Annotated in this window: 18 protein-coding genes and 1 pseudogene; 6 read left to right on the top strand and 13 right to left on the bottom strand. The window is 60.6% G+C overall.

The features are described 5' to 3' along the window. Positions 1 to 49: 49 nt before the first annotated feature. Genes ABH944_RS37585 through ABH944_RS37595 form a run of 3 tightly spaced genes read left to right on the top strand, consistent with a single transcriptional unit; the run spans position 50 to position 4,267 of the window. The gene (locus ABH944_RS37585; RefSeq protein ID WP_404612985.1) at positions 50 to 1,183 is read left to right on the top strand and encodes an HlyD family secretion protein; all 1,134 of its coding nucleotides are present in this window, start codon (positions 50 to 52) and stop codon (positions 1,181 to 1,183) included. 2 nt (positions 1,184 to 1,185) lie between these two features. Continuing rightward, positions 1,186 to 2,724: a DHA2 family efflux MFS transporter permease subunit gene (locus ABH944_RS37590; protein WP_404612987.1), complete on the top strand. Its 1,539-nt coding sequence runs from the start codon at positions 1,186 to 1,188 to the stop codon at positions 2,722 to 2,724. Then, entirely contained in the window at positions 2,714 to 4,267 is a 1,554-nt protein-coding gene (locus tag ABH944_RS37595) for an efflux transporter outer membrane subunit (RefSeq protein WP_404612989.1), read from the top strand. The genes ABH944_RS37590 and ABH944_RS37595 overlap by 11 nt, the downstream gene beginning before the upstream one ends. A gap of 156 nt (positions 4,268 to 4,423) precedes the next feature. Here the strand turns inward: ABH944_RS37595 and ABH944_RS37600 are convergent. Continuing rightward, a pseudogene (locus tag ABH944_RS37600) lies at positions 4,424 to 4,527 on the bottom strand (DDE-type integrase/transposase/recombinase); the annotation flags it as partial. A 517-nt stretch (positions 4,528 to 5,044) separates the two neighbouring features. On the opposite strand from ABH944_RS37600, the gene ABH944_RS37605 reads away from it, so the two are divergent. Together ABH944_RS37605 and ABH944_RS37610 are read left to right on the top strand one after the other, a co-directional pair. Continuing rightward, the gene (locus tag ABH944_RS37605; RefSeq protein ID WP_404612991.1) at positions 5,045 to 6,610 is read left to right on the top strand and encodes a methyl-accepting chemotaxis protein; all 1,566 of its coding nucleotides are present in this window, start codon (positions 5,045 to 5,047) and stop codon (positions 6,608 to 6,610) included. A 138-nt stretch (positions 6,611 to 6,748) separates the two neighbouring features. Then, on the top strand, positions 6,749 to 8,170 hold the full coding sequence (locus ABH944_RS37610) for an aminotransferase-like domain-containing protein (protein ID WP_404612993.1): 1,422 nt from the start codon (positions 6,749 to 6,751) through the stop codon (positions 8,168 to 8,170). A 13-nt stretch (positions 8,171 to 8,183) separates the two neighbouring features. Here the strand turns inward: ABH944_RS37610 and ABH944_RS37615 are convergent, their stop codons facing one another. The 8 genes from ABH944_RS37615 to ABH944_RS37650 form a co-directional block, all read right to left on the bottom strand. Further along, positions 8,184 to 9,083 (bottom strand): PhzF family phenazine biosynthesis protein, encoded by a 900-nt coding sequence (locus ABH944_RS37615; protein WP_404612995.1) that lies wholly within the window; start codon positions 9,081 to 9,083, stop codon positions 8,184 to 8,186. Between the two features lie 16 nt (positions 9,084 to 9,099). Beyond that, positions 9,100 to 10,152, bottom strand: coding sequence for a threonine aldolase family protein (locus ABH944_RS37620; RefSeq protein ID WP_404612997.1), 1,053 nt, complete (start codon positions 10,150 to 10,152; stop codon positions 9,100 to 9,102). Then, on the bottom strand, positions 10,149 to 11,222 hold the full coding sequence (locus ABH944_RS37625) for a carbon-nitrogen hydrolase family protein (RefSeq protein ID WP_404612999.1): 1,074 nt from the start codon (positions 11,220 to 11,222) through the stop codon (positions 10,149 to 10,151). Before ABH944_RS37625 ends, ABH944_RS37620 begins: the two co-directional genes overlap by 4 nt. Before the next feature lie 199 nt (positions 11,223 to 11,421). Then, positions 11,422 to 12,213 (bottom strand): SDR family NAD(P)-dependent oxidoreductase, encoded by a 792-nt coding sequence (locus ABH944_RS37630; RefSeq protein ID WP_404613001.1) that lies wholly within the window; start codon positions 12,211 to 12,213, stop codon positions 11,422 to 11,424. Between the two features lie 232 nt (positions 12,214 to 12,445). After that, on the bottom strand, positions 12,446 to 13,402 hold the full coding sequence (locus ABH944_RS37635) for an ABC transporter permease (protein ID WP_404613003.1): 957 nt from the start codon (positions 13,400 to 13,402) through the stop codon (positions 12,446 to 12,448). Next, positions 13,399 to 14,349, bottom strand: coding sequence for an ABC transporter permease (locus ABH944_RS37640; protein ID WP_404613005.1), 951 nt, complete (start codon positions 14,347 to 14,349; stop codon positions 13,399 to 13,401). The genes ABH944_RS37635 and ABH944_RS37640 overlap by 4 nt, the downstream gene beginning before the upstream one ends. Further along, positions 14,346 to 15,842, bottom strand: coding sequence for an ATP-binding cassette domain-containing protein (locus tag ABH944_RS37645; RefSeq protein ID WP_404613054.1), 1,497 nt, complete (start codon positions 15,840 to 15,842; stop codon positions 14,346 to 14,348). The genes ABH944_RS37640 and ABH944_RS37645 overlap by 4 nt, the downstream gene beginning before the upstream one ends. Positions 15,843 to 15,889: 47 nt before the next feature. Further along, positions 15,890 to 16,912, bottom strand: a complete 1,023-nt coding sequence (locus ABH944_RS37650) for an ABC transporter substrate-binding protein (RefSeq protein WP_404613056.1) — start codon at positions 16,910 to 16,912, stop codon at positions 15,890 to 15,892. 171 nt (positions 16,913 to 17,083) lie between these two features. Between ABH944_RS37650 and ABH944_RS37655 the strand changes: the two genes are divergently transcribed. After that, positions 17,084 to 18,202: a lactonase family protein gene (locus tag ABH944_RS37655; RefSeq protein ID WP_404613007.1), complete on the top strand. Its 1,119-nt coding sequence runs from the start codon at positions 17,084 to 17,086 to the stop codon at positions 18,200 to 18,202. A gap of 8 nt (positions 18,203 to 18,210) precedes the next feature. Here the strand turns inward: ABH944_RS37655 and ABH944_RS37660 are convergent, their stop codons facing one another. The 4 genes from ABH944_RS37660 to bufB form a co-directional block, all read right to left on the bottom strand. After that, on the bottom strand, positions 18,211 to 18,852 hold the full coding sequence (locus tag ABH944_RS37660; RefSeq protein WP_404613009.1) for a DUF1109 domain-containing protein: 642 nt from the start codon (positions 18,850 to 18,852) through the stop codon (positions 18,211 to 18,213). Positions 18,853 to 18,967: 115 nt separating this feature from the next. Then, positions 18,968 to 19,411: a DoxX family protein gene (locus tag ABH944_RS37665; protein WP_404613011.1), complete on the bottom strand. Its 444-nt coding sequence runs from the start codon at positions 19,409 to 19,411 to the stop codon at positions 18,968 to 18,970. A 65-nt stretch (positions 19,412 to 19,476) separates the two neighbouring features. Next, positions 19,477 to 20,256: an HvfC/BufC N-terminal domain-containing protein gene (locus ABH944_RS37670; protein WP_404613012.1), complete on the bottom strand. Its 780-nt coding sequence runs from the start codon at positions 20,254 to 20,256 to the stop codon at positions 19,477 to 19,479. Continuing rightward, complete coding sequence (gene bufB / locus ABH944_RS37675) at positions 20,246 to 21,169, bottom strand: MNIO family bufferin maturase (RefSeq protein WP_404613014.1); 924 nt, start codon at positions 21,167 to 21,169, stop codon at positions 20,246 to 20,248. Before bufB ends, ABH944_RS37670 begins: the two co-directional genes overlap by 11 nt. Positions 21,170 to 21,172 lie beyond the last annotated feature (3 nt).

Raw genomic sequence — 21,172 nt, forward strand, 5'->3', positions numbered from 1 at the left:
CGTTCAGTTCTATTGTAGAATGCATCTCAATATTATTTTGGAGAGTGCAATGGCCGGAAGTGAACGCGAAAACAGCACGCCCTCCGGCGAAAGCGCGGCCGGCGGCGATCACGCCGAGGCGGGCAAAGGGCAGGGGCAGGAAGAGGAAACTTCCACGCCGATGAGCCCGGGGCGCAAGCGCCTGAACGCGGTCATCGGAGGGGCGGTGCTGCTGGTCTGCGTGGCTGCGGGCGTTGCTTACTGGCTGCATGGCCGGCACTACGAAAGCACGGACGACGCATTCATCGACAGCAATCAGAGCCAGATTGCGTCGCAGGTCAGCGGGCGGGTTGTTGAACTGCTGGTCGCCGATAACCAGCACGTCGAGAAAGACCAGCCGCTGCTACGGATCGACCGGCGCGATTTTGAAGTGAAGCTCGAACAAGCTGAAGCGCAGGAAGCGAATGCGGTCGCGCAAGTCGCGCAGGCGCGCGCCGACCTGCTGTATCAGACCGCCAGCCTCGCGCAGCAGACATCGCAAGTGCGGGTGGCGGAAGCTGACCTGACGCAGGCAAAACAGGATCTGGCCCGGTACACGGGAACCGATCCTGCCGCCATCACGCGCCAGCAACTGGAGCAAAGCCAGGCGACGGCCAAGAGCGCGTTCGCCAAGCTCGATAGCGCGAAACAGGCGGTGGAGGCGGGCGAGGCGCAGGTTGCGTCGCAGAGAACGAAGATCGATGCCGCGCTGGCGTCGGTCCGCCAGAACCATGCCGATGTAGACAATGCGAAGCTGCAACTGAGTTACACCGAAGTCCTCGCTCCGCAAGCAGGGAAGGTGACGCGCCGCACGGTGAACCTCGGTAACTACGTGACGCCCGGGCAGGCACTGGTGGCGGTCGTTCCCGACGAAATGTGGGTCACCGCCAACTTCAAGGAAACGCAGCTTGTTCACATGAGCGTGGGACAACCGGTCGATGTCACCGTGGACGCGTATCCGGACAAGGTTCTCCATGCGCACATAGAGAGCCTGCAGCGCGGGACCGGGTCCGTCTTCAGCAGCCTGCCCGCGGAGAATGCAACGGGCAACTACGTGAAGGTCGTGCAGCGCCTGCCCGTGAAGATCGTCTTCGACGGTGACGACTGGCGCCATCTGCCGCTCGCTCCCGGCCTCTCGGTCAGCCCGCGCGTGACGGTGCGGTAACCATGGCCGCTACCTATGCAGCCCACGCATCATTGCCCAGGTCGGCGGCGGGGCCGTTCAACCCCTGGCTGATCGCGGTCATCGTGTCGATCGCGACCTTCATGGAAGTGCTCGACACCACCATCGCGAACGTGGCGCTCCGTCATATTGCCGGCGGTCTTGGCGCGAGCCTCGACCAGAGCACGTACATCACGACCAGCTATCTCGTGAGCAATGCAATCGTGCTGCCGATCAGCGGATGGCTTGCAAATGTGGTGGGCCGCAAGCGTTTCTACATGATCTGCGTGTTGCTGTTCACGGTGAGCTCGGTGGCCTGCGGGTTCGCGACCTCGCTGCCCATGATGATCGTCTTCCGCGTGCTCCAGGGCCTGGGCGGCGGCGGCCTGGCTCCCGTTGAACAAAGCATTTTCGCCGATACCTTCACACCCGAAAAACGCGCGATGGCGTTCGCGCTGTACGGCTTCACGGTCGTCACGGCGCCTGCCATCGGCCCGATGCTCGGCGGCTGGATCACCGAGAACTATTCGTGGCACTGGGTGTTCCTGATCAACCTGCCCGTCGGCATAGTGTCACTGGTGCTGACGTGGATGTTCGTGAGCGACAGCAAGCTGGTGCAACAGGAACGGCGCGCCCTGCTTGATAAAGGGCTGCGAATCGACTACCTGGGTTTTTTCCTCGTTGCGGTTGGTTTCGGTTGCCTGCAGATCGTGCTCGACAAGTTCGAGCGCGAGGACGGTTTTTCATCGAATTTCATTTGCCTGTTCACGGTGATCTCGGGCGTTGCGCTCGTGGCGCTGGTGATTCGTGAACTGACCACCGCACAGCCGATCGTGAACCTGCGGCTTTTCAAGTCGAGCGCGTTTGCCATCAGTTGCAGCGTGATGTTTGCGTTCGGTTTCATCATCAACAGCACGACGCAGATGCTGCCGCAATTCACGCAGGAACTGCTCGGCTACGACGCAACCAATGCCGGCCTGACGCTCGGTCTGGGTGGCCTCGTCACGCTGTTCATCATGCCGGTGGCGGGCATTGTGACGGGGCGCCTGTTCCAGCCCAAGTGGCTCGTCATGATGTCGCTCGTCGGCACCGGATTCGCGCTGCTTCATACGTCGGGTCTCGACTTGAACATCGGCTTCTGGGATGTATCGCTGTCGCGGCTTTATCAGGTCATCTGGTTGCCGTTCCTTTTCATTCCGCTTTCGACCGTGCAGTTCATCGGCATTCCGCCGAAAGAGAATAACAATGCGTCGGCGCTGATCAACATGATGCGCAACCTCGGCGGTAGTTTCGGCGTGTCGCTCGTGACCACACAGCTCGCATGGCGGGAACAGTTCCACCATGCAAGGCTCGCCGAGCACATCACGCCGTACAACGGCTTTGTCAGCTCGCTTGGATCGATCGCCTCGACGGTCGAGCAGCAGGCGTCGGTCATGAGTTACCTCGACGTCTTCATCATGCTGGGCGTGATCTCGCTCGTGCTGGCTCCCATTTGTTTGTTGTTGCCGAAGCTGCCGAAGGGGGCACAGGTCAATGCGCATTGATTATCGATGGATTCCGTTTGTAGCTTTCTTGTCGGCCTGCACGATGGGCCCCGACTTCCAGCGTCCCGCGTTGCAGACACCGGCGCAATGGCCGGAGGCGCCGGCCACTACCGATGTTATTCGTTCGGTCGCGGTGCCTGAACCCGTTGACCCGCTGTGGTGGAACAGTTTCGGGGATCCACTTCTGACGGAGCTGGTCACGCGCGCCATGGACAGCAATCTCGATCTCAAGATCGCGGCCGCGCGGCTTGCCGAGTCACGGGCGCAGTTCGGGCAGGCGAAAGCAGACGAGGCCCCTACGTTGAACGGCAACGCGTCCTACACGCGTGAGCTTCAGAGCGCCGATGGCGTCATCGGCTTGCTTGGGGGCAGTGGGTCACCATCGGCCACCGATACCAACGGCTTGGGTGGCCGGCAGGGGGGCATACCAACGCAAAGCGCCACATCGAGAGCATTGCCGCCGTTCAACCTGTATCAATACGGCTTCGATGCATCGTGGGAACTCGATCTCTGGGGCCGCGTGAGGCGCACGGCAGAAAACGCGAGCGCCAGCGTCGATGCTCAAAACGAAGCGAGACACGACGCGATCGTGTCGACGGCTGCGGAAGTCGCCCGCGACTATCTCAATCTGCGTGGCACGCAGGAGAAGCTGCGCATCACGCGAGAAAATCTGGCGTTCGCCGAGCGCACCGTGCAGTTGACCAATGAGCGCGCCAGGCATGGACTCGCAACCGATCTGGATGTTGCCAATGCGCAAAGCCAGGCCGAGTCGAACGCCGCGGATATTCCGCAGGAAGAGCAGCAGGAGGCGAAGCTGATCAACGCCATTGGCGTCTTGCTCGGCGAGTATCCGCAAACGCTCGCGGCGGAGCTGAAGGAAGGGCCGACCGTGCCTGTGGTCCCGCCGCGCGTGCCGATCGGGCTTTCATCGGAACTCGCGAGGCGCCGGCCGGATATCCGCGAAGCGGAAGCTCAGCTTCATGCGGCGACCGCGAATATCGGTGCGGCGAAGGCGGATTTTTTCCCCAAGATCACGCTCTCGGGAAGCGTCGCCATTCAGGCGACGCAGTTTACAAATCTGGGTAGCTGGGGCGCGCGCAGCTATAGCGCGGGGCCGAGTCTTTCGATTCCCATTTTCGAAGGCGGGCGCCTGCGCGCAACGCTCGCCCTGAGGGAGGCGCAGCAGCAGGAGGCGGCGATCACCTATCGCAAGACGGTGCTCTCGGCGTTTCAGGAGGTCGACGACGCGCTGACGGGGTTTGCGGCCGAACAGCGTCGCCGGGACCGGCTGGAGGCAAGCGTGCAAGCATCAAAACGCGCGTTGGATATCGCAAACAAGCGCTATATCCGGGGGCTGTCGAATTACCTGGATGTGTTGACGGCGCAAAAAACCCTGCTGACGAACGAGCAGCAATGGGTCGACAGCACGTCGACGGTATCGACGAACCTTGTCGCGCTGTACAAGGCGCTGGGCGGCGGGTGGGACGCGGAGGCCGGGCAGTACGCCAGTGGCGGCTTGGCGTCGCCGGCCAAGGGAGAATGAAGCTGGACGATTGATGTTTTAGAGGGACTGTCACGCTGTTAAAGGCAGGGCCGCCAAAGAAATAGAACATGAGTATTCCTGAATTACTCGGCAAGGCAGCCCGGCATCGGATTGCCGGTCATCGCTTCCCACGCTTCAAAAGCCTGTGTGTGCGTGTTTTTTAAGCAGTTTGCGCATGAGCCGCATGGCTGCGTGCCTGTCGCGGTGGTTTTGCACCAGTACATCGAGCACGACCCATGCTGGTCCATCGCTAGCCACACATACTCAGGCAGAACTTCACCGGCCAACGCCGCACTGTCTCGGAGGCTGGCGCCTACTGCCGCGGTGCTCGCTTGCACTTTCTGCTCCCTCTCGCTGTGCTGCCGTCATCAGGTGAGCAGGGTGGGTGGGCGAAGTGCATGGACCGCTAAAGATCAGCCGCTATCCGCCGATAAATAGAGGAAGTTTAAGTTTTTCCGCCAACCGTCACGTAGCGAGCAAGCAATCAAACGGACGAACGGCAAGCTGCATCACTCAGGCAGAAGCTTTGACGATTGCTCAAAAGCCCGGCTGCCCGTCCTCGAATTGGCATCGCAACTTCTCCAGGCGAGTGCATTGTCCATTGCCGCGTGAGCCCTCGAAAAGTCGGCGATATGTTGATGGAGGCTGGCGCAAGCACGCCTGCAAGGCATCCGTTATTGGGCTTGCAAGACAGCATTTTGAAAGAATGTCATGTGGACGTGGGTTCGCTAAAGCAGAAATCGCGCGTTTCAATCTTAAATCTACAAGGTCATTTTGATGAGCCAGTTCAAAGTTGTGACCCGTCTGTCGGTCGCCTTCGGTGCATTACTCGTTCTTCTCGGCGTAGTTTCCATCGTCGGCTTGTTCGGCATGTCAAAAATCAACGACGCCCTGACGAGTATCGTCGACCGCAGCACGGAAGAAATGACGCTGGCCCAGACGATGCGCTCCTCGCTGGACCAACGTTCCATCGCCATTCGCGACATGATGCTGGTCGATAACGAGGGCGGCGTGAAGGCCAATGTGGAAAAAATAGAGCACGAAGAAGGAATCTATGCGGATGCGTCGCACGCCTTGAATGACATCTTTGTGTCGAGCGGGGTCATCACGGACACGGAGCAAACACTTCTTGCACAGCTGAGAACAGATGAAACCTCAACGCTGCCGCTGATGGCCAATGTGGTTCAGCTCATTCTTTCAAATGACAAAACCTCGGCCGGCAAGGCTTTGCTGCAAGACGTCGTCCCGAAACAAACTCAATGGCGCGGCACGCTTCGATCGTTGATCGAGCTTGAGAAAACGACGATGCACGACAAGGCAAACCGGGCTGAGAGCAGCTATGCGCAGCTCAGGGTCGCGACGATCGGTGCAGCGTTTGCTGCGCTGATCATTGGCGTGATAGGTGCGTTGCTGATCACTCGCAGCATCCTGAAGCAACTCGGTGCGGAGCCCAGTGAAGCCCAACGCGTGGCCGGCGAAATCGCGGATGGAAATCTTGCCGTTCCGGTAGTGATCGCGCCCGGTGCAAGCGGAAGCTTGATGGCGTCGCTCGAGGCAATGCGCGCACAACTGAGTGGAATTGTCGCGGGGATCAAGACATCGGCCGATTCTATTGCTGTCGCGGCCAACGAAATGGCGCAGGGTAATGTCGACCTGTCGCAACGCACGGAGGAGCAGGCGGCTTCGCTTGAACAGACCGCGGCGAGCATGGAAGAGCTGACGTCGACGGTCAAGCAGAATACCGACAATGCGAAACAGGCAAACATGCTCGCGCAGACTGCCTCTGACGCTGCGACCGCGGGCGGACAGGTGGTTGAGCGCGTGGTGACGAAGATGAGGGATATATCCGCCAGCGCCTCGAAAGTGGGCGAGATCATCACTCTGATCGAGGGGATCGCGTTTCAAACCAATATCCTTGCGCTGAACGCCGCGGTCGAGGCTGCGCGCGCAGGTGAGCAAGGGCGCGGTTTCGCTGTTGTGGCCGGAGAAGTGCGTACGCTGGCGCAACGCTGTGCAAGTGCAGCGAAACAGGTGAAAGATCAGATTGGCGAATCGCTCGATCACGTTGATACAGGGTCGGGCCTGGTAGCCGAAGCCGGCAAGAGCATGAGCGAATTGCTGAGCTCGGTTAAACAGGTGACTGACATCATGGGCGAAATCTCGGCCGCTTCGTCAGAGCAGAGCACCGGCATTGAGCAAGTCAGCGTCGCGGTTGGGCAGATGGACGAAGTGACACAACAGAACGCTGCATTGGTAGAGCAAGCAACGGCGGCAGCGCAAGCAATGGCCGATCAAGCCAAAAGCTTGCGAGAGGCAGTGGGTGTATTCAGGGTAGGGCGTTAGGCAATCAGCTTGGGGTCAATCCGCCGGTACCTGGTCGACCAGGCGCATCGCGTTTGCAACCAACAGTCTCAAGGGCATTGTCACGTTGGCGGGGCGGTCGCGTAAGATTGGACAGTCCCTTTCTTTATTTTTGCTTCCATGTCTGTTCCACCCGACTTTCTACACGTTTCGCTCGCTTCCCGCCTCATGGGCGAAATCGAGCGCGGGCTGTGGGCGGAGGGTCAGCGACTTCCCTCTGTCCGTGAAATGAGCCGGCGGTGCGCTGTTAGCGTGACAACTATCCTTGCGGCTTATCGAGCGCTGGAAGACCGGCAAGTCATCGAGAGCCGTCCGCAAAAAGGGTTCTATGTATGCGCCAACGCCTCCCGGCTTGCCGAATCATTCCCCACGTCTGCCGCGATTAGCGACACTGAGTCATCCCACACTGCGCTTCGCTACATGGATGACGCTGCGCACACCGTCTCCTTTGGTGCGGCCCTGTGCGACAAGGCGCTCTTTCCAGTCGTGGCGCTGTCACGCAGCATTGCCCGTGCCGCTCGTGCGCATAGCGCGCTGTTAACGGACGTATCGTTCTCGTCCGGGTCGATGCGTCTGCGCGAAAGTCTGGCTGCCCACGCGAAGACATGGAACTGTCATCTTTCGGCAGACGAAGTGTTGGTGACCAACGGCTGCATTGAAGCGTTCGGTCTGTGTCTTCAGGCGGTTGCGGGCGGGGGAGATGTGATCGTGGTGGAAGCGCCGGCGTATTACGGTTTCTTGTCGACGATCGCGCAACTCGGCATGCTGGCCGTTGCACTGCCGTTCCATGACAATCCAGGCTGGTCGATCGCGGAGATCGAACGACTGTCCAGGCGACGGCGCGTCGGCGCATGCCTGCTGTCCACGACCGTGAGCAATCCCGTTGGTGCCAGCATGGACGACGAGACCAAGCAGCGGCTCGTCGACGCACTTGAACGCTTGCAGATACCCCTTATCGAAGATGCGACTTTCAGCGATCTCCACTTCGAAGCAAAACAGCGTGCTGCGAAATCCTACGATCGGAACGGAAATGTATTGTTATGCAGTTCGCTGACAAAGACCCTCGCGCCTGGATTGAGACTAGGATGGGTGTCGGGCGGAAGACATCACGAGCGGATCGTTTCCTTGAAGCGAACCATGAGCGTGGGGCAGCCGCTGTTGATACAGGAGGCGGTCGGAGATTATCTGACGGCCGGTGGTTACCAGCATCATCTGCGTCAGTTGAGGAATCAATGCCGTCTGCACGTGGCCGAGACGCTGGAGGTGACGAAAAGCGAATTCGGGTCGGAGATTGAGGTCGGGATGCCGAGCGGCGGTTATCTGCTCTGGCTTCGTTTGCCGAACGATGTCTCCAGTGTGGCGCTTTATCGGCGGGCATTGAGCGAGGGCATCAGCATCGCGCCGGGCACGCTGTTTTCTCCCACGGGCGCTTTCAGCAACTACGTGCGGCTCAATTGCGGATTTCGCATGACTGACAGCCGGCGTGACGCGCTCGCCCGATTGGGCAGGATGGTGCGAGAACTGCAGCGATTGCCGGGATGACAGCGCCGGCGCGCTAAGGCACGTGGAAGGTTCCGGCCGATACCGTGACGGCAAACCCGCCGATCTCAATGCGGCGCGTCTCGTCGGGTCCTTTCCAGAAAACGCGTCCTGCCCGGCCGACCTGTCTTCCCTGGCTGATGACGCTGTCCGCACTGCCTTCTCGCCAGTCGTTCTGCCGGGCGACCCACGCAGCAGCACACGCGTTTCCACCTCCACAAACAGCGTCTTCCGGCACGCCGATTACAGGTGCAAACGATCGCACTTCATAGTCTGCACCGCCGGCATGGGTCCGCCCCAGTACCGTGATGCCCGAAACATTGCGAAGCGCGCTCAACGCCAGTACCCGATCCATGGCGGGTCTCAGTGCGTTCACCTCTGACGCGTGTTTCATTTCTACAATGATCCAGCGCGCGCCTGCTTCGACGAGTGCGGTCTTCGCGAGAGCCGTGCTGCATCCGATCGCGTTCAGGACCTCCGTATGGTCCGCATCATCCAGTTGCTCGACCGTCGGGATCGGCGTGCGGAAAGAGATTCTTCGTTTTGCACCGGCCGCCGTCACGCACATATCGATGCAACCCGCCATGCACAGCTGAGTAAACCGACCCGCTTTGGACGCTATGAGACCTTCTTCAAGCAATACATGCGCTGCACCAATCGATGGATGGCCTGCGAATGCCAATTCGCATGAGGGCGACCAGATCCTTACCTGATAGTCCGCCGCGTGCTCAGTGTCACGGTGCGTGTTCAGGGGCAGCACGAAGACGGTCTCCGGCATGCCGGTCCAGCGCGCAATCCGGACCATCTGTTCGGGCGCCAACGGAATTCCGGCGCCAATCACGGCGACTGGATTGCCCCAAAAAGCCTCTTCCGTAAAAACGTCGACGAGAAAAAGGCGCGGTTGCGAGTTGAACATAGGGGCCTTCGTCGAGCTAGGCAGCATTGGCCGCGAACTCGCGGGCCAGATCATTAAGAATGCGCACGGCCGTCAGCATCTCGTCGCGCGTCACGCCAAGATGCGTTGTCGCGCGCATACGGCCGTCCGCAAGCGCCCGAAGACGAACGCCTCGCTCCAACGCACGACCGGTGAAGGTGGCTGTATCAACGGGCAGGCCTTGCAGCTTGAACAGGATCACATTGGTCGTAGGGCTCGTCTTGTCGAACACAAAATACGGCGTTTCACCCAGCAATTCGATGAACAGCGCTGCGTTTGCGTGATCGACGGCCAGGCGCGCCACGTGATGGTCGAGGGCATAAAGTGCCGCGGCCGCCAGTATTCCCGACTGCCGCATTGCGCCGCCGAGCCGGTACTTCCATGTCCATGCCTCGCCAATGAAGTCACGGTCTCCGCATAAGACCGCGCCAAACGGGCATCCCAGTCCCTTGCTAAAGTCGACCCAGGCACTATCCCAGCCTTCGGCATACGTCTTTGGCGTCAGGCCGGTGGCAACGCAGGCGTTAAAGAGCCGCGCGCCGTCCATGTGCGTGCGCAAGCCGGCATCGAGCGACGCATCGCGTACGCCACGGAGCGCATCGAGCGGCCACACTGCACCGCCGCTGAAGTTCGTGGTTTGCTCAATGCTGACCATCGAGGACCGAGGCGCTGTTCGAGACGGCGCGCGGATCGCGGCACGGCATTCATCCGCGGTGAAAATGCCGTCACGGGTAAAGACCGGATTGATCGCCACCCCTGCGATCGCCGCAGCGCCCGCTCCTTCGGTGGTGCAGATGTGCGACTGGGCGTCGGCGATGAGTTCATCGCCGGGACGAGTGTGCACGAGCGTTGCAACAAGGTTGCACATGGTCCCGGACGGCATGAAGACCGCCGCCTCGAAACCGAGCTCCATGGCCACGCGCTCACATAAAGCGCGCGTGGTGGGGTCTTCGTCCATCTGCTCGTCGCCGACTTTTGCCGCGGCCATTGCTGCCCGCATGGCTTCGGTCGGCACAGTCTTCGTGTCGCTGTAAAGATCGATCAGGCTCATGATTCGTTCGCACTGTCGAGCGCACCGGCGGGCCATGCTTCATCGAGTGAAGGTGGCCATGGTTCGTGCGATCGATCGATCTCGCCGCCCGTGTGCTCGTCGGAGAATTCGGCCGGCGCAAGCGCGCGGCGATTCACCTTTAACTCAAACACGTCGAAACGATTGTAGTAGCCGACCACGTCCTGGAACTGTTTGGGCACGACGCACAGCTTCAGGTCGATATCCGCATAGACGATACCTTCTTCGTCCCGCAACGTGTCGCTGATGACGGTCCCGCCGGGTCCAAAGATCATCGACACGCTCTTGGGCGACTCCTCGAGGAGTTGCCGAGCCCGTGCGTTGTCTCGAGCGATCAGGTCGATGGCTTCGGGCGGCAGGAACCCGGATGCGACGACATTGAATATTTTCCCCTCGAACGCATGCGCGCCGGCTCGCAACCGGATGGCCGCCTCGAGATCGTACGATGCCTCGCCGGGAGGATGGGTCGGCCAGCGCGGAGAGAACGACGAAATGTGCACGTTCTCGCCTTGCGCGAGCAGCGCGAAGCGCGCGAGCGAGTTGGTGTTTTCGCCGCACACCAGCGCGCCGATCCGTCCCACCTTCGTCTCGACGACCCGCAGGCCGCTGCCATCGCCGTTTGCCCACGTCAGCTTTTCCCAGTACGTTGGCACCAGCTTGCGATGGCGATTCAGGATGCGTCCGTCCTCGCCGATCAGGAGGTTGGTATCCCAGATACAGCCAGGGCTGACCGGCGTGCCCTCGTTGACGCCAATCGAGACGATCACGCCATGGCGACGGGCCGCATCCTGCAGGCGAGCCACTTCAGGTCCCGGCACCCTGATTGCACTCGAGGCGAGGCTCACGAAGAACTCGTGCACATCGACCGGCGGATATACGCCGGACCAGACTGGAAACGCGGACACAAATGCTTCCGGAAAGGCGATCAGTCCGGCGCCGTTTGACGCAGCTTCCGCGATTAACGCACACGCTTTGTCGATAGTGCGGGGTGTATCAAAGTAAATAGGCGCCACATGGCAGGCGGCTGCGCGGAATCTGGGGTAGGTGTTCATGGCGTCCGAAATGAGCGGGAGTCGTCGCCATTGTGAGGAAAGGGTCTGCGTGCGTCGATACACAGCGCCCTGCCAAAACGCTATAACAGTTTGCGTCTGTGACGCCGGATCTCTTTACGCCTTCCGCCGGCGATGATCAGTTGTGCCGTTCGCGGGTGCTTCCGGTTTCAGATGCGTTGCGCGGCGACCATGGTTTCCATCACTCCGGCAATGTCACGCCGAGGCTTGCCATCAGCCCACCGTCAACCTTGAACTCCGCTCCTGTGCAAAAACTTGCACGATCGCTGGCCAGAAAGGCGACCATCTCCGCGACTTCTTCCGGGCGCCCGATTCGGCCGAGCGGCTGCGCCTTACCCCATTCCCGAAGGATTTCTTCCTCTCGCCCCGGCGCCGTTTGAGCGGCTGCAAAGCGTGTCATGGGTGCATCGATGCAGCCTGGACAGACTGTATTTGCACGTATGCCCGAAGGGCCGAAGTCCACGGCAAGCGATCGCGTCAGAGCGAGCATGCCGGCCTTCGAGGTGGCATAGGCGGCCACCCGGGTCTGGTTGGCAAGCGCCTGCACAGAGGCGATGTTGACGATCGAACCGCGTTGCAGCCTGAGCATGTGCGGCAATGCGTAGTGACATGCCAGATACGTTCCTCGCAGATTGATACGGATGACCTTGTCCCACTCGGCCGGGCCCATGGACGCAACGGTGCCATAAGGCTGGATCGCCGCATTATTAATCAGGATATCGATTGAACCGAGAAATGCCGCGGACTGTTCCATCGCGATGGCAACTTCCTCCTCGATGCCAATATCGACGACGATAGCGGTGGCATTAAGTCCTTCGGCGCGCAATGTTGCCGCTGCCTGTTCTAGCACTTCACGGTCCTCGCCCAGCAAGGCTACGGACCCACCGCGCTCGGCTATCAACCGTGCACATGCCAGCCCGATACCGCGTCCACCGCCGGTCACAACCGCGCCTTTGCCTGTTAGCTCACTCACAACGCCCCCATTTTTCAGCTCGCTGTTACACGGATATATTGCTTCTCGCCGCGAACGACTTTTCTAGTATGAAACGCTATATTTATCCGAGTCAACCGGGTTTGGATCGAGCGGCACACCACAACGTCTTCGTGCCTGTGCTTGCCGGTATCAAGTCCCCCGAAGAGATGAGATGCTGCATCGCAGTAAGACGGTTTTCATCAAGCAGCATCGCGGACGTCCGATGATTCCGTCATGCCCGTGCATCGGAAGCGCCGCTTGCAATGGCTGTCACCCCTACGATCAGCAGTCCATAGACGATAGCTCGCAACCCAGCACCTGCTCCGGTCGCATTCAGCAGCGCGTTGATCAGGAACAGAAAGCATGCAGCGCTCCACACGCCGGTGGGACTCGCGCGTCCGCCTGCTACTTGCGTGCCGCCGATCACCACCACCGCAACGGACAGCAACATGTAATCTGCGCCCATGTCGAGCGTGGCGCCGCCGGAGAACGCGGCAAGCAGCAGTGCGGCCAACGCGGCCAGCACTGAGCAGCTCACATAGGTCAGGCAGCGCACCGCGCCTACCTTGACCCCGGCAAGCTCGGCTGCGCGGGCGTTTTGTCCCACGGCGGAAAGGCTGCGGCCTTGCACCAGCCTGAACAGCACCGTGGCGACAAGCAAGGTCAGAGCGACGCCGACGAATGCCAGTCCCGACACGCCGCCGACACGGCTCAGCGCGAAATTTTCAAGCGCGGGCGGGGGCGCTGCGCCGCCGCGTCCAAGACTTATTGCGAGTGACTGAAGAACAAAACTCGAAGACAAGGTCGCGATGATCGGCGGAATCCGCAGCAAGCGGATCAGCACGTAGTTGAAGAGACCTATCGCCACGCCGGTCGCAACTACGGCGCCGATGCCGGACAGGATGGCGTGATTGCTGGTCGCCATCACCCGCATGCCAATACTCCCCGCGAGTGCAATAGTCGCGGGAATCGACAGGTCGATGTTGCCTGGGCCGCTGGTGATGACAAGCATCTGGCCGAGGCCGACCAGCACAGTAAAAACGACGAAAGCCGACGCGGTCGACAACATGTTGCCCGCGGTGCCAGCACCAAATACGACGCCTGCAATAACGCCGACGAGTACCGCGCCAATGAACGACCAGAGCCAGACGGCACGGCGTAATTCGCGGATGGCGAGGATCGATTTCATCGGCGCGGCTCCTTCAGGCGAAACACGAGACGCAGTGACAGCACCGCGATCAGGATTGCGCCTTGCAAACCGATCTGCCATTCGGGCGCGACCTGCAGGAACGAGAGAAACGACGAGGCGAGCGTGAGCGTGATTGCGCCCAGCACGGCGCCGACCGGTGAGACCCGGCCGCCCGTGAATTCGCCGCCGCCGAGAATCACGCCGGCGACCGACAGCAGCGTATACCGCAACGCGATGTTGGCATCGGCCGATGTCGTGAGACCGAGCAGCGTCAGGCCGGAGCACACGCCGAAGAGGCCGGCGCAGCCGAACAGGAGCGCCTTCGAACGGATGATCGACCAGCCAAAGCGGTGCATCGCGCCGGCGTTGCCGCCTACACCACGCAAGCGCACGCCGAGCGCGGAGCGCATGAAGAAAAGGTGTGTGCAGAGCGCGATGGCCGCAGTCCAGACGAGCGGTGCAGGAACGACCGGCATGTGAAAGGACATGAGCGACGCAAGCCATTCCGGGGCCTGTCCGCCCGGTGCCGGCAGCAGCAGTACCGCGATGCCGTTCCAGACGAACGAAAGCCCCAGCGTGACCACCACCGACGAGATGCGCCGATATTCGATCAGCGCGCCGACAAGCGCATAGACCAGCACACAGCCGGCGAGCGCTCCCCAGCCCAGCCAGGGCGAACTTTGCAGCAACGTTCCACCAATACATGCGACGAGGCTGACGAAAGAACCAATAGACAGGTCCAGTTCGTTGGCCGTGATCACCGAAAGCTGTGCAAGCGTGGCGAAGACTATCGGGATGCCGAGATTGAGCAGCATGACGCCGCCAAAGTAGCTGACCGTATTGGGCTGAACGATCGCCATCGGAACGAGCACTGCGAACAGCGATACGACCGGCAGCATTGAACGCAGGTCGAGGGGGCGACGGCGCGAAGCGGCAGAAAAGTTCATCGGACCGGCTCCTCGAAGCTGGCGGCGAGCAGCGCCTCTTCGGTGCACTCGCTGGCATTGAGTTCGCGTGTCACGCGGCCGGAGCGGAACACGTAGGTTTTATCGCAGTAGAAGAGTTCGTCGTTCTCGGTCGTGTACCAGATGAAGGTGCGTCCACGCGCCGCTTCATCCTGGAGCAGCCGGTAGATCTCCAGCTTGGTGCCGATGTCGACGCCTCGCATCGGGTCGTCCATCAGGATGAGATCGGCATCCGAGGCGAGTGCTCGCCCGAACAGGACCTTCTGCTGGTTGCCACCGCTGAGCGACAGGATATTGGCGCCCGCGGCAGCGCCTCGAATATCGAGGCGTCGAGCCCATGTGTCGAAGAGTTCGCGCAGGCTCGCAGCGTTGAGCCATGAACCGCGTGTGCGGTCATAGAGTGAGCGGATGTCGAAATTCTGCGCGATGGTCCAGTCGGGAAAGATGCCGTCCGAGCGTCGGTCGCCGGCCACGTAAGCGACCCGGCCGCGTGAATGGCGGCCCCGCGCCGATGCATAGATGGCGTTGAGCACATCGGTCTGGCCTTGCCCCGCGAGACCGGCAAAGCCCACAATGCTGCCGCGCGGCGCGTCAATGGTCGTCTGCTGCCCCGGTCCAACCGTCCACTGATAGGCGTCCTGGGTGCTGGCGCCAGCTGCGGCGCGCTCGCGCGGGGTGAGATCGCCTTCGATGAACTGACCCATCGCGCGGATGATGGCGTCCTTGGTCAAACCTTCGACGGGCAGTGTGGCGATCACGCCGCCGTCGCGCATCACCATGACGCGATCGGCACACCGCAGCATCTCGTTGAGCATGTGCGTGATGAGGACGGTGGTGATGCCTTCAGCCGCGCTTTTTCGGACGAAGGCGAGCAGTTGCTCGGCGGTGTATTTGTCGAGACTCGAGGTGGGCTCGTCCAGGATGACGAGTTTGACCGGCGTATCGACACGCGCAAAGCAGCGCGCAATCTCCACCATTTGCTGCTGCGAGAGGGAGAGGTTGCCGACCAGATCCTTGCCCGACAACCTATGGCCGGGAAAGATCGCATCGAGCTGCGCTTCGATAATCGCACGCGCCCGCTTGCGCCAACCGAAACCCTTGAGTTGCGGGTGCACCGCATGCATGTTCTCTTCGATAGTCAGGTTCGGGCACAGCGACAATTCCTGAAACACGCAACGCACGCCGAGCGCGCGGGCGGTCTCGGCGTCGTAGCCGCGCTCGAAGCGCTTGTCGCCCGCTTCGACCCATCCGGCAGTGGCTCGCCGCGCACCCGATAACACCGACATCAAGGTTGATTTGCCCGCACCGTTATGTCCCGCAATGGCGACGCACTCGCCCGTCCGGAATGCGAAGTCCGCCTGCTTCAATGCGCGCACGACACCGAACGTCACATCGATATGGGTCAATGCAATCAACGGCGCGGATTCAGGTGCGGCAGGCCCCGCGCGCGACTCGCCTGATGCAACACTGTCCATCTGATTCATTGAGGGTACCGGATGGGGAGAGCGGGGCGTCCCGCAGTTTATTTCTTTTGTCCTTCGACGAGCTTGACCACCTGGTCGCGCGTGAAGACATTGCTTGCGACCGTGCCTGGCGCGGTGTTCGCAAGCACTTTGTCGACGGATGCCGATGTCACGGTGAGGGTCGGCAGTGACATGTCGTGCGGCAACTTGTTACCCGCAAGCAATTGTTGCGCGACCCAGAAAGCGAAGGTCGACGAGCCTGGATCGGCCGCGATCGACATCGTTTGATACGTATCGGTCCCTTGCGATTTCCACCACGCGAGTTCCTCCTGACGATTACCGAGAATGATCGTCGGCACCGGCCGGCCGGCCGCGCGAAAGGCTTGCGCCGCGCCGTAACCGTCGCCGCCTTGCGTCACGACCCCATCGACCTGCGGCAAGGACGGCAGCACGCCCGCCACTTCCTTCTGCGCGACGGTCTGCGTCCATGCGCCATAGACCGAGCCCACGATCTTCATGCCCGGATACTTCTTGATCTCGTCAACAATGCCCTGGTGAATCTCGTCATCCACCGATACGCCGGCGAGGCCCCGCACTTCGAGAATATTGCCCTTGCCATTCAGCTTCTTCGCGAGGAAGTCGACCTGTACCGCGCCCATTTGATGAAAGTCGGCGCCAATCCGATACGCGCAGGGCTCATTGACGATGCCATCGAACGAGACAACGATGACACCCGCGCTACACGCGCTCTTGATCGCACCGTTGAGCGCAGTGGGCGAAGCCGCGTTGATGACAATTGCCTTATAGCCCTGCAGCACGAGGTTCTGGATCTGCTGCGCTTGCTCGGTCGCCTGGTTTTCGGCAGTCGTGAAGGCGGGCGCGTCCGCAACCAGGCCGGCCTTCTTCGCTTCGGTGGCGACTTGTGCCCAGCTCTTCAACTGTTGCTGGCGAAACGTATTGCCGGCATAGCTGTTCGATAAGGCGATCTTGTCTTTCGAGGTATCGCCTGTTGCCACTGCAGCCATCGCACTTGCAGCGATGAGCAGGGTGGCGAGCGCCGTGAGCGTGGTGGTTTTCCGGATGGGCACTGTCGTCTCCTGAACTTGTTTTGCGCAGCGGCACCCGGTGCGAAATCGGTCGCTTGTGCAATCGGCCGCGCGTGGGTGGCGGCTCAATGGATTGCATAATAGTCTCCACCCTACTACCATACAACTAGGGTTTTACCATAAGATCACTGTCCGGATTTATTGTCCATGTCGGCTACAACACTCGTATTCGTCGGTTGTATCAATCGCGCAGTGCCGCATTTCGCCAGTGCCAATGGCCGCGGTATCGCGACCTTTCGCCTCGACGACGCCACCGGCAAGCTGACGCCGCTTGCCGACACGGCCGGCGTGGTCAATCCGTCCTATCTCGCGATCCTTCCCCGGCGCCGCCTGCTGTTTGCGACCAGCGAGGTGTTCGGCTGGCCGGAAGGGCAAGTGAGCGCGTATCGCGTCGATGCTGAAACTGGTGCACTTACGCTGCTCAATCGGCAAGCGACGCGCGGCAGCTTGAGCGCACATTGCAACACCGACCGGGACGGGCGATGCGTGTTCGTCGCGAACTATGGGCACGAGATCGGTGACGAGACGCCAGGGCAGCATGTAGCGAGTTTCGCGATCCTGGACAATGGAATGATCAGTCCTGCGCTCAGTACGTTCTCTCATCGCGGAAACGGGCCGGACCAGGCGCGGCAGAGTGTGCCGCATGGACATTGCGTGGTACCGAGTCCGGACAACCGCTTTGCTGTGGTTACGGACCTCGGTACAGATGAAGTAGTGACGTATAGGCTTGACGCACCCTCCGGCCGTCTAATGTGCGTCGATGGATCTCCGGCCAGACTGCCTCCGGGTTCGGGTCCACGACACTTCGTTTTTCATCCAGATGGTGTCGTGGCTTATGTCGTCAATGAACTGAACGCGAGCATCGGCCGGTTCGCTTACTCGTCGGCAGATGGCGCCTTGCAACTGCTCGATGTGGTGCGTGCGCTGCCCGAGGACACCGTCCCGAGCCACTCCGCCGCATTGCAGATCGCAGCGGACGGGCGCTTTCTCTACGCTTCGTTTCGTGGCGACGACAGCATTGCCTGCTATCCGCTCGATCCCGTCGACGGCCGCGTGCTTCCTCCAACGGTTCGAAGCAGCGGCGGCAAGACGCCACGCAGTTTCACGTTGTCGCCGTCAGGTAAATTTCTGCTGGTCGCGAACCAGGATAGCGATTCGGTGGTGACATTCCGTATTGATCCGTTGACGGGGCAACCTGGCGAGCAAGTCGATGCCGTCCCGGTCGGCACGCCGATGTGCGTTCAGGCGGTCAACTTCGAGTCATAAAGGGTGCGTTACCACCGCAAGTAGATCGGAGCAAGTGCCGCACCTATGCCGGCGGTTATGAGAATTGCCAGTACATACCAGACACCCCAGAACGGCACGGACATCTCTGAACAGTAAAGGGAGTACACAAGCAGGCCTTGCGCACCAGCGAGCAGTCCAGCACCTGCGCCAGCCAGCATGAGGCGGGTAGGGGCGAGTCCCTTCATGGCGCGCATCACGGCGGCAAGTGACGGCAGAGACAGCAGAACGATATTTGCTGTGGTGACCCGCCATGTTGTGCCCACGATCAGTTGCAGGCGATAGCCTAGCGGTGTCGAGAGGACAATAAACGCGGCCACGAGCAACATGGTGATGAAGGGCAATGTGACTGCGAACCATGCAAGCTTGAGCGGCGCGCCGGGACGAGCAAGACGTTCAGCGAGTTTCATTGCGGTTGCAATCGTAGCCAGCGGGAACGCGAGCCGTACCCAGAACATTGGCGTCAGTATCAGTTCGGGCATGTCGCTCCGAATGCCATAGAGCACAACCAGCAACGCCGTGCTGGCGGTAACGCCAACCATCAGCGCCCGATTGAGTCTCTTCGAAACAGCATTGGGCTCGACGGGCGCCAGATTATTAGTTAACCGAAATATCAGATCTCCAGTTTTCATTTAGCCTCTTCGTGTCGAATCTTTTCCCGCAGTGTGCCGTTCCGGGCGGACAACTTTCCGAACCTGACGTTCCTGGATAGCTACATCGCTCGCCCTGTCGGATCTATTCACCCGGTCACGACCTGAACGACCTGTCACCAAGCAGATAGTCAATGGATATCCGGCCCGGACCCCAGGCTGCAATTCCGAGTGCCATTGCCACCCAGGTCAGATGGATAGGCCAGCCCTCCGGCACAGTGAGTTCGATGATGCACGTCATCAGTATCAAACCGAGTGCGGCGAACCGGGTTCCAAGGCCAAGCACGAGCAGCACGGGAAATGTGACTTCACCGCAGCCCGACAGAAATGCGAAAACAGCCGGGTGGGGAAACGGATAGGGACCACCCGGGAGATGCAACTGAAACTCCTGCGTGAACAGGTCGATCGCCGTATCGTTAAGTTGAAGGAATCCGTGCCATTTGAGAATGCCCGATTTCCAGAACGGCACGGCCAGTGCAAGCCGCAGCACCAGTTGAACGAGCCACGGTTGCGCGAGTTTCTGGATCAGTCGATTCGCCATGCTAATCGTTGATATCACTATGTTCGGAAAGGGCAGTTTCACGTCTTGTGGGTTCGACATCTTGATCAATCTCCATGTTGAACGGCGGTAAACGCGCCGGCTGAGATCATCCCTGCCAGGTTGGCCTGGAGATCGAAGGAAGGGGCTTCTTGAAATGCGGCCGCGATTGCTTCACCCAGTGATGCACCCTCGAAAAGAGCGATGAGAAATGTGGCACCACCGGCCGGCAGGCGCGACACCACCACGTCGTGATCTGGTCGCGTCACGAGTGCATCTTCGGGTTCGCTTGAGCAGAGCGGAGAAACCGGGCCATCAGTCCGGTTCATCGTAAAGATTGCGAGGGCCGGATACGGTGATCGCACAATCCGCACGGCGGGGTGCGGCTTGAAACACACCCCGGTCAGCGACGTCGGCTCAATCCTTCCCAGCGCTTCGGCGGCAAGCACGGGCAGGTCTGCCGCGTGATAGGCATCTAGCCAGGCCCGCTCGATGCGCGCCGTATCCGCAAGCCACGGCATGTCACGGGCATATTCGTAGGACTCGATGAACGCGGGAAAATCCCGCCCGTACTCGAACAGCAACGGAGACGCGGGAGGAGTCGCGCGAATGTGGAAACGGGCCATCGCCCTGAAGAATTCGACGCCGGTAATGCGCTGGACAGCAGGATAGATAGCAGCGAGCGCGTCGATCAGGCTGACCGTGACGTTGTTGCGATAAACGTTATAGCGCGTGATTACACCCTTTCCCGACGCGGCGACCACGTCTTCCGGTGCCACCATCGCTGGGTCCGTCAAACCTGGTGCAAACGCAGCGGCGTGCTCGCACGGGCGCTTTTCAGGCCTCATGGCTGAGCTCCCCGGCGAGCGATATCCCGTGTTCCGCCATGATTCGCCGAGCCGTCAGTGCCTGAGCCCGCAACACGGGCCAGTCGGGAAGGTTGCTATCCCATTCGATCAACGTGGGCCTCGGTCCAATACGCGATACGACATTTCTGTAAAGCATCCAGACAGAATCAGAGATGACGCGATCGTGGCTGTCTATGAGCAGCAGTTCGTTCTCGTCGTCGTGTTGCTCGCTATGTCCGGCCAGATGTATCTCCCCCACCTGTTCAAGTGGGAATTCGGCAAGGTACGCCGAGGCCGAAAAGCCGTGATTGTTCGCCGAGACGAAAACGTTATTAACGTCCATCAACAGACCGCAGCCGGTCCGTTGCGAGACCGCCCGGATGAAGTCGGTTTCGCTCATGGTGGAGGAAGCGAAAGCAACATAGGTCGACGGATTCTCGAGGAGGATGGAGCGTTTGATCGCCTCCTGGACCTGGTTGATGTGTTCGCATACCTTATCGAGAGTGTCCTGCGTGTACGGCAAAGGCAGGAGGTCGTTGAAGAATGTCCTGCCGTGTGAAGACCAGGCCAGATGCTCGGACACCAGCATTGGCTCGTAGCGAGCCACCAGATCGCGGAAGCGCGCGAGATGATTCACATCCAGTGCTCCCGGCCCGCCGATCGACATGCACACGCCGTGAATGGAGAGCGGATAGTCCGCGCGGATGGCCGCAAGCGCCCGATGTGGCGGGCCGCCGGCGCCCATGTAGTTTTCTGCATGAACCTCGAAGAATCCGTTGTTCAGTCCGTCCGCGAGAATCGCGGACAGGTGTTCATGTTTGAAGCTGGTACCGGCGAGCCCCTGGGCACCAGGCGTCACCGGAAGGGGGCGGTCTGGCTTGCCAACCGCGGTTGCACTCGTGGAATTGTCCATGGC

The sequence above is a fragment of the Caballeronia udeis genome (genome assembly GCF_044909315.1).
Lineage (GTDB): Bacteria > Pseudomonadota > Gammaproteobacteria > Burkholderiales > Burkholderiaceae > Caballeronia > Caballeronia udeis_A.

Coding starts and splice junctions, on each gene's coding strand:
- ABH944_RS37590 (WP_404612987.1), top strand. CDS start 1,186: ATGGCCGCTACCTATGCAGCCCACGCATCATTGCCCAGGTCGGCGGCG.
- ABH944_RS37620 (WP_404612997.1), bottom strand. CDS start 10,152: ATGAGCCTGATCGATCTTTACAGCGACACGAAGACTGTGCCGACCGAA.
- ABH944_RS37660 (WP_404613009.1), bottom strand. CDS start 18,852: ATGAAAACTGGAGATCTGATATTTCGGTTAACTAATAATCTGGCGCCC.
- bufB (WP_404613014.1), bottom strand. CDS start 21,169: ATGGACAATTCCACGAGTGCAACCGCGGTTGGCAAGCCAGACCGCCCC.
- ABH944_RS37595 (WP_404612989.1), top strand. CDS start 2,714: ATGCGCATTGATTATCGATGGATTCCGTTTGTAGCTTTCTTGTCGGCC.
- ABH944_RS37610 (WP_404612993.1), top strand. CDS start 6,749: ATGTCTGTTCCACCCGACTTTCTACACGTTTCGCTCGCTTCCCGCCTC.
- ABH944_RS37655 (WP_404613007.1), top strand. CDS start 17,084: ATGTCGGCTACAACACTCGTATTCGTCGGTTGTATCAATCGCGCAGTG.
- ABH944_RS37635 (WP_404613003.1), bottom strand. CDS start 13,402: ATGAAATCGATCCTCGCCATCCGCGAATTACGCCGTGCCGTCTGGCTC.
- ABH944_RS37640 (WP_404613005.1), bottom strand. CDS start 14,349: ATGAACTTTTCTGCCGCTTCGCGCCGTCGCCCCCTCGACCTGCGTTCA.
- ABH944_RS37615 (WP_404612995.1), bottom strand. CDS start 9,083: ATGTTCAACTCGCAACCGCGCCTTTTTCTCGTCGACGTTTTTACGGAA.
- ABH944_RS37665 (WP_404613011.1), bottom strand. CDS start 19,411: ATGGCGAATCGACTGATCCAGAAACTCGCGCAACCGTGGCTCGTTCAA.
- ABH944_RS37625 (WP_404612999.1), bottom strand. CDS start 11,222: ATGAACACCTACCCCAGATTCCGCGCAGCCGCCTGCCATGTGGCGCCT.
- ABH944_RS37645 (WP_404613054.1), bottom strand. CDS start 15,842: ATGGACAGTGTTGCATCAGGCGAGTCGCGCGCGGGGCCTGCCGCACCT.
- ABH944_RS37670 (WP_404613012.1), bottom strand. CDS start 20,256: ATGAGGCCTGAAAAGCGCCCGTGCGAGCACGCCGCTGCGTTTGCACCA.
- ABH944_RS37605 (WP_404612991.1), top strand. CDS start 5,045: ATGAGCCAGTTCAAAGTTGTGACCCGTCTGTCGGTCGCCTTCGGTGCA.
- ABH944_RS37585 (WP_404612985.1), top strand. CDS start 50: ATGGCCGGAAGTGAACGCGAAAACAGCACGCCCTCCGGCGAAAGCGCG.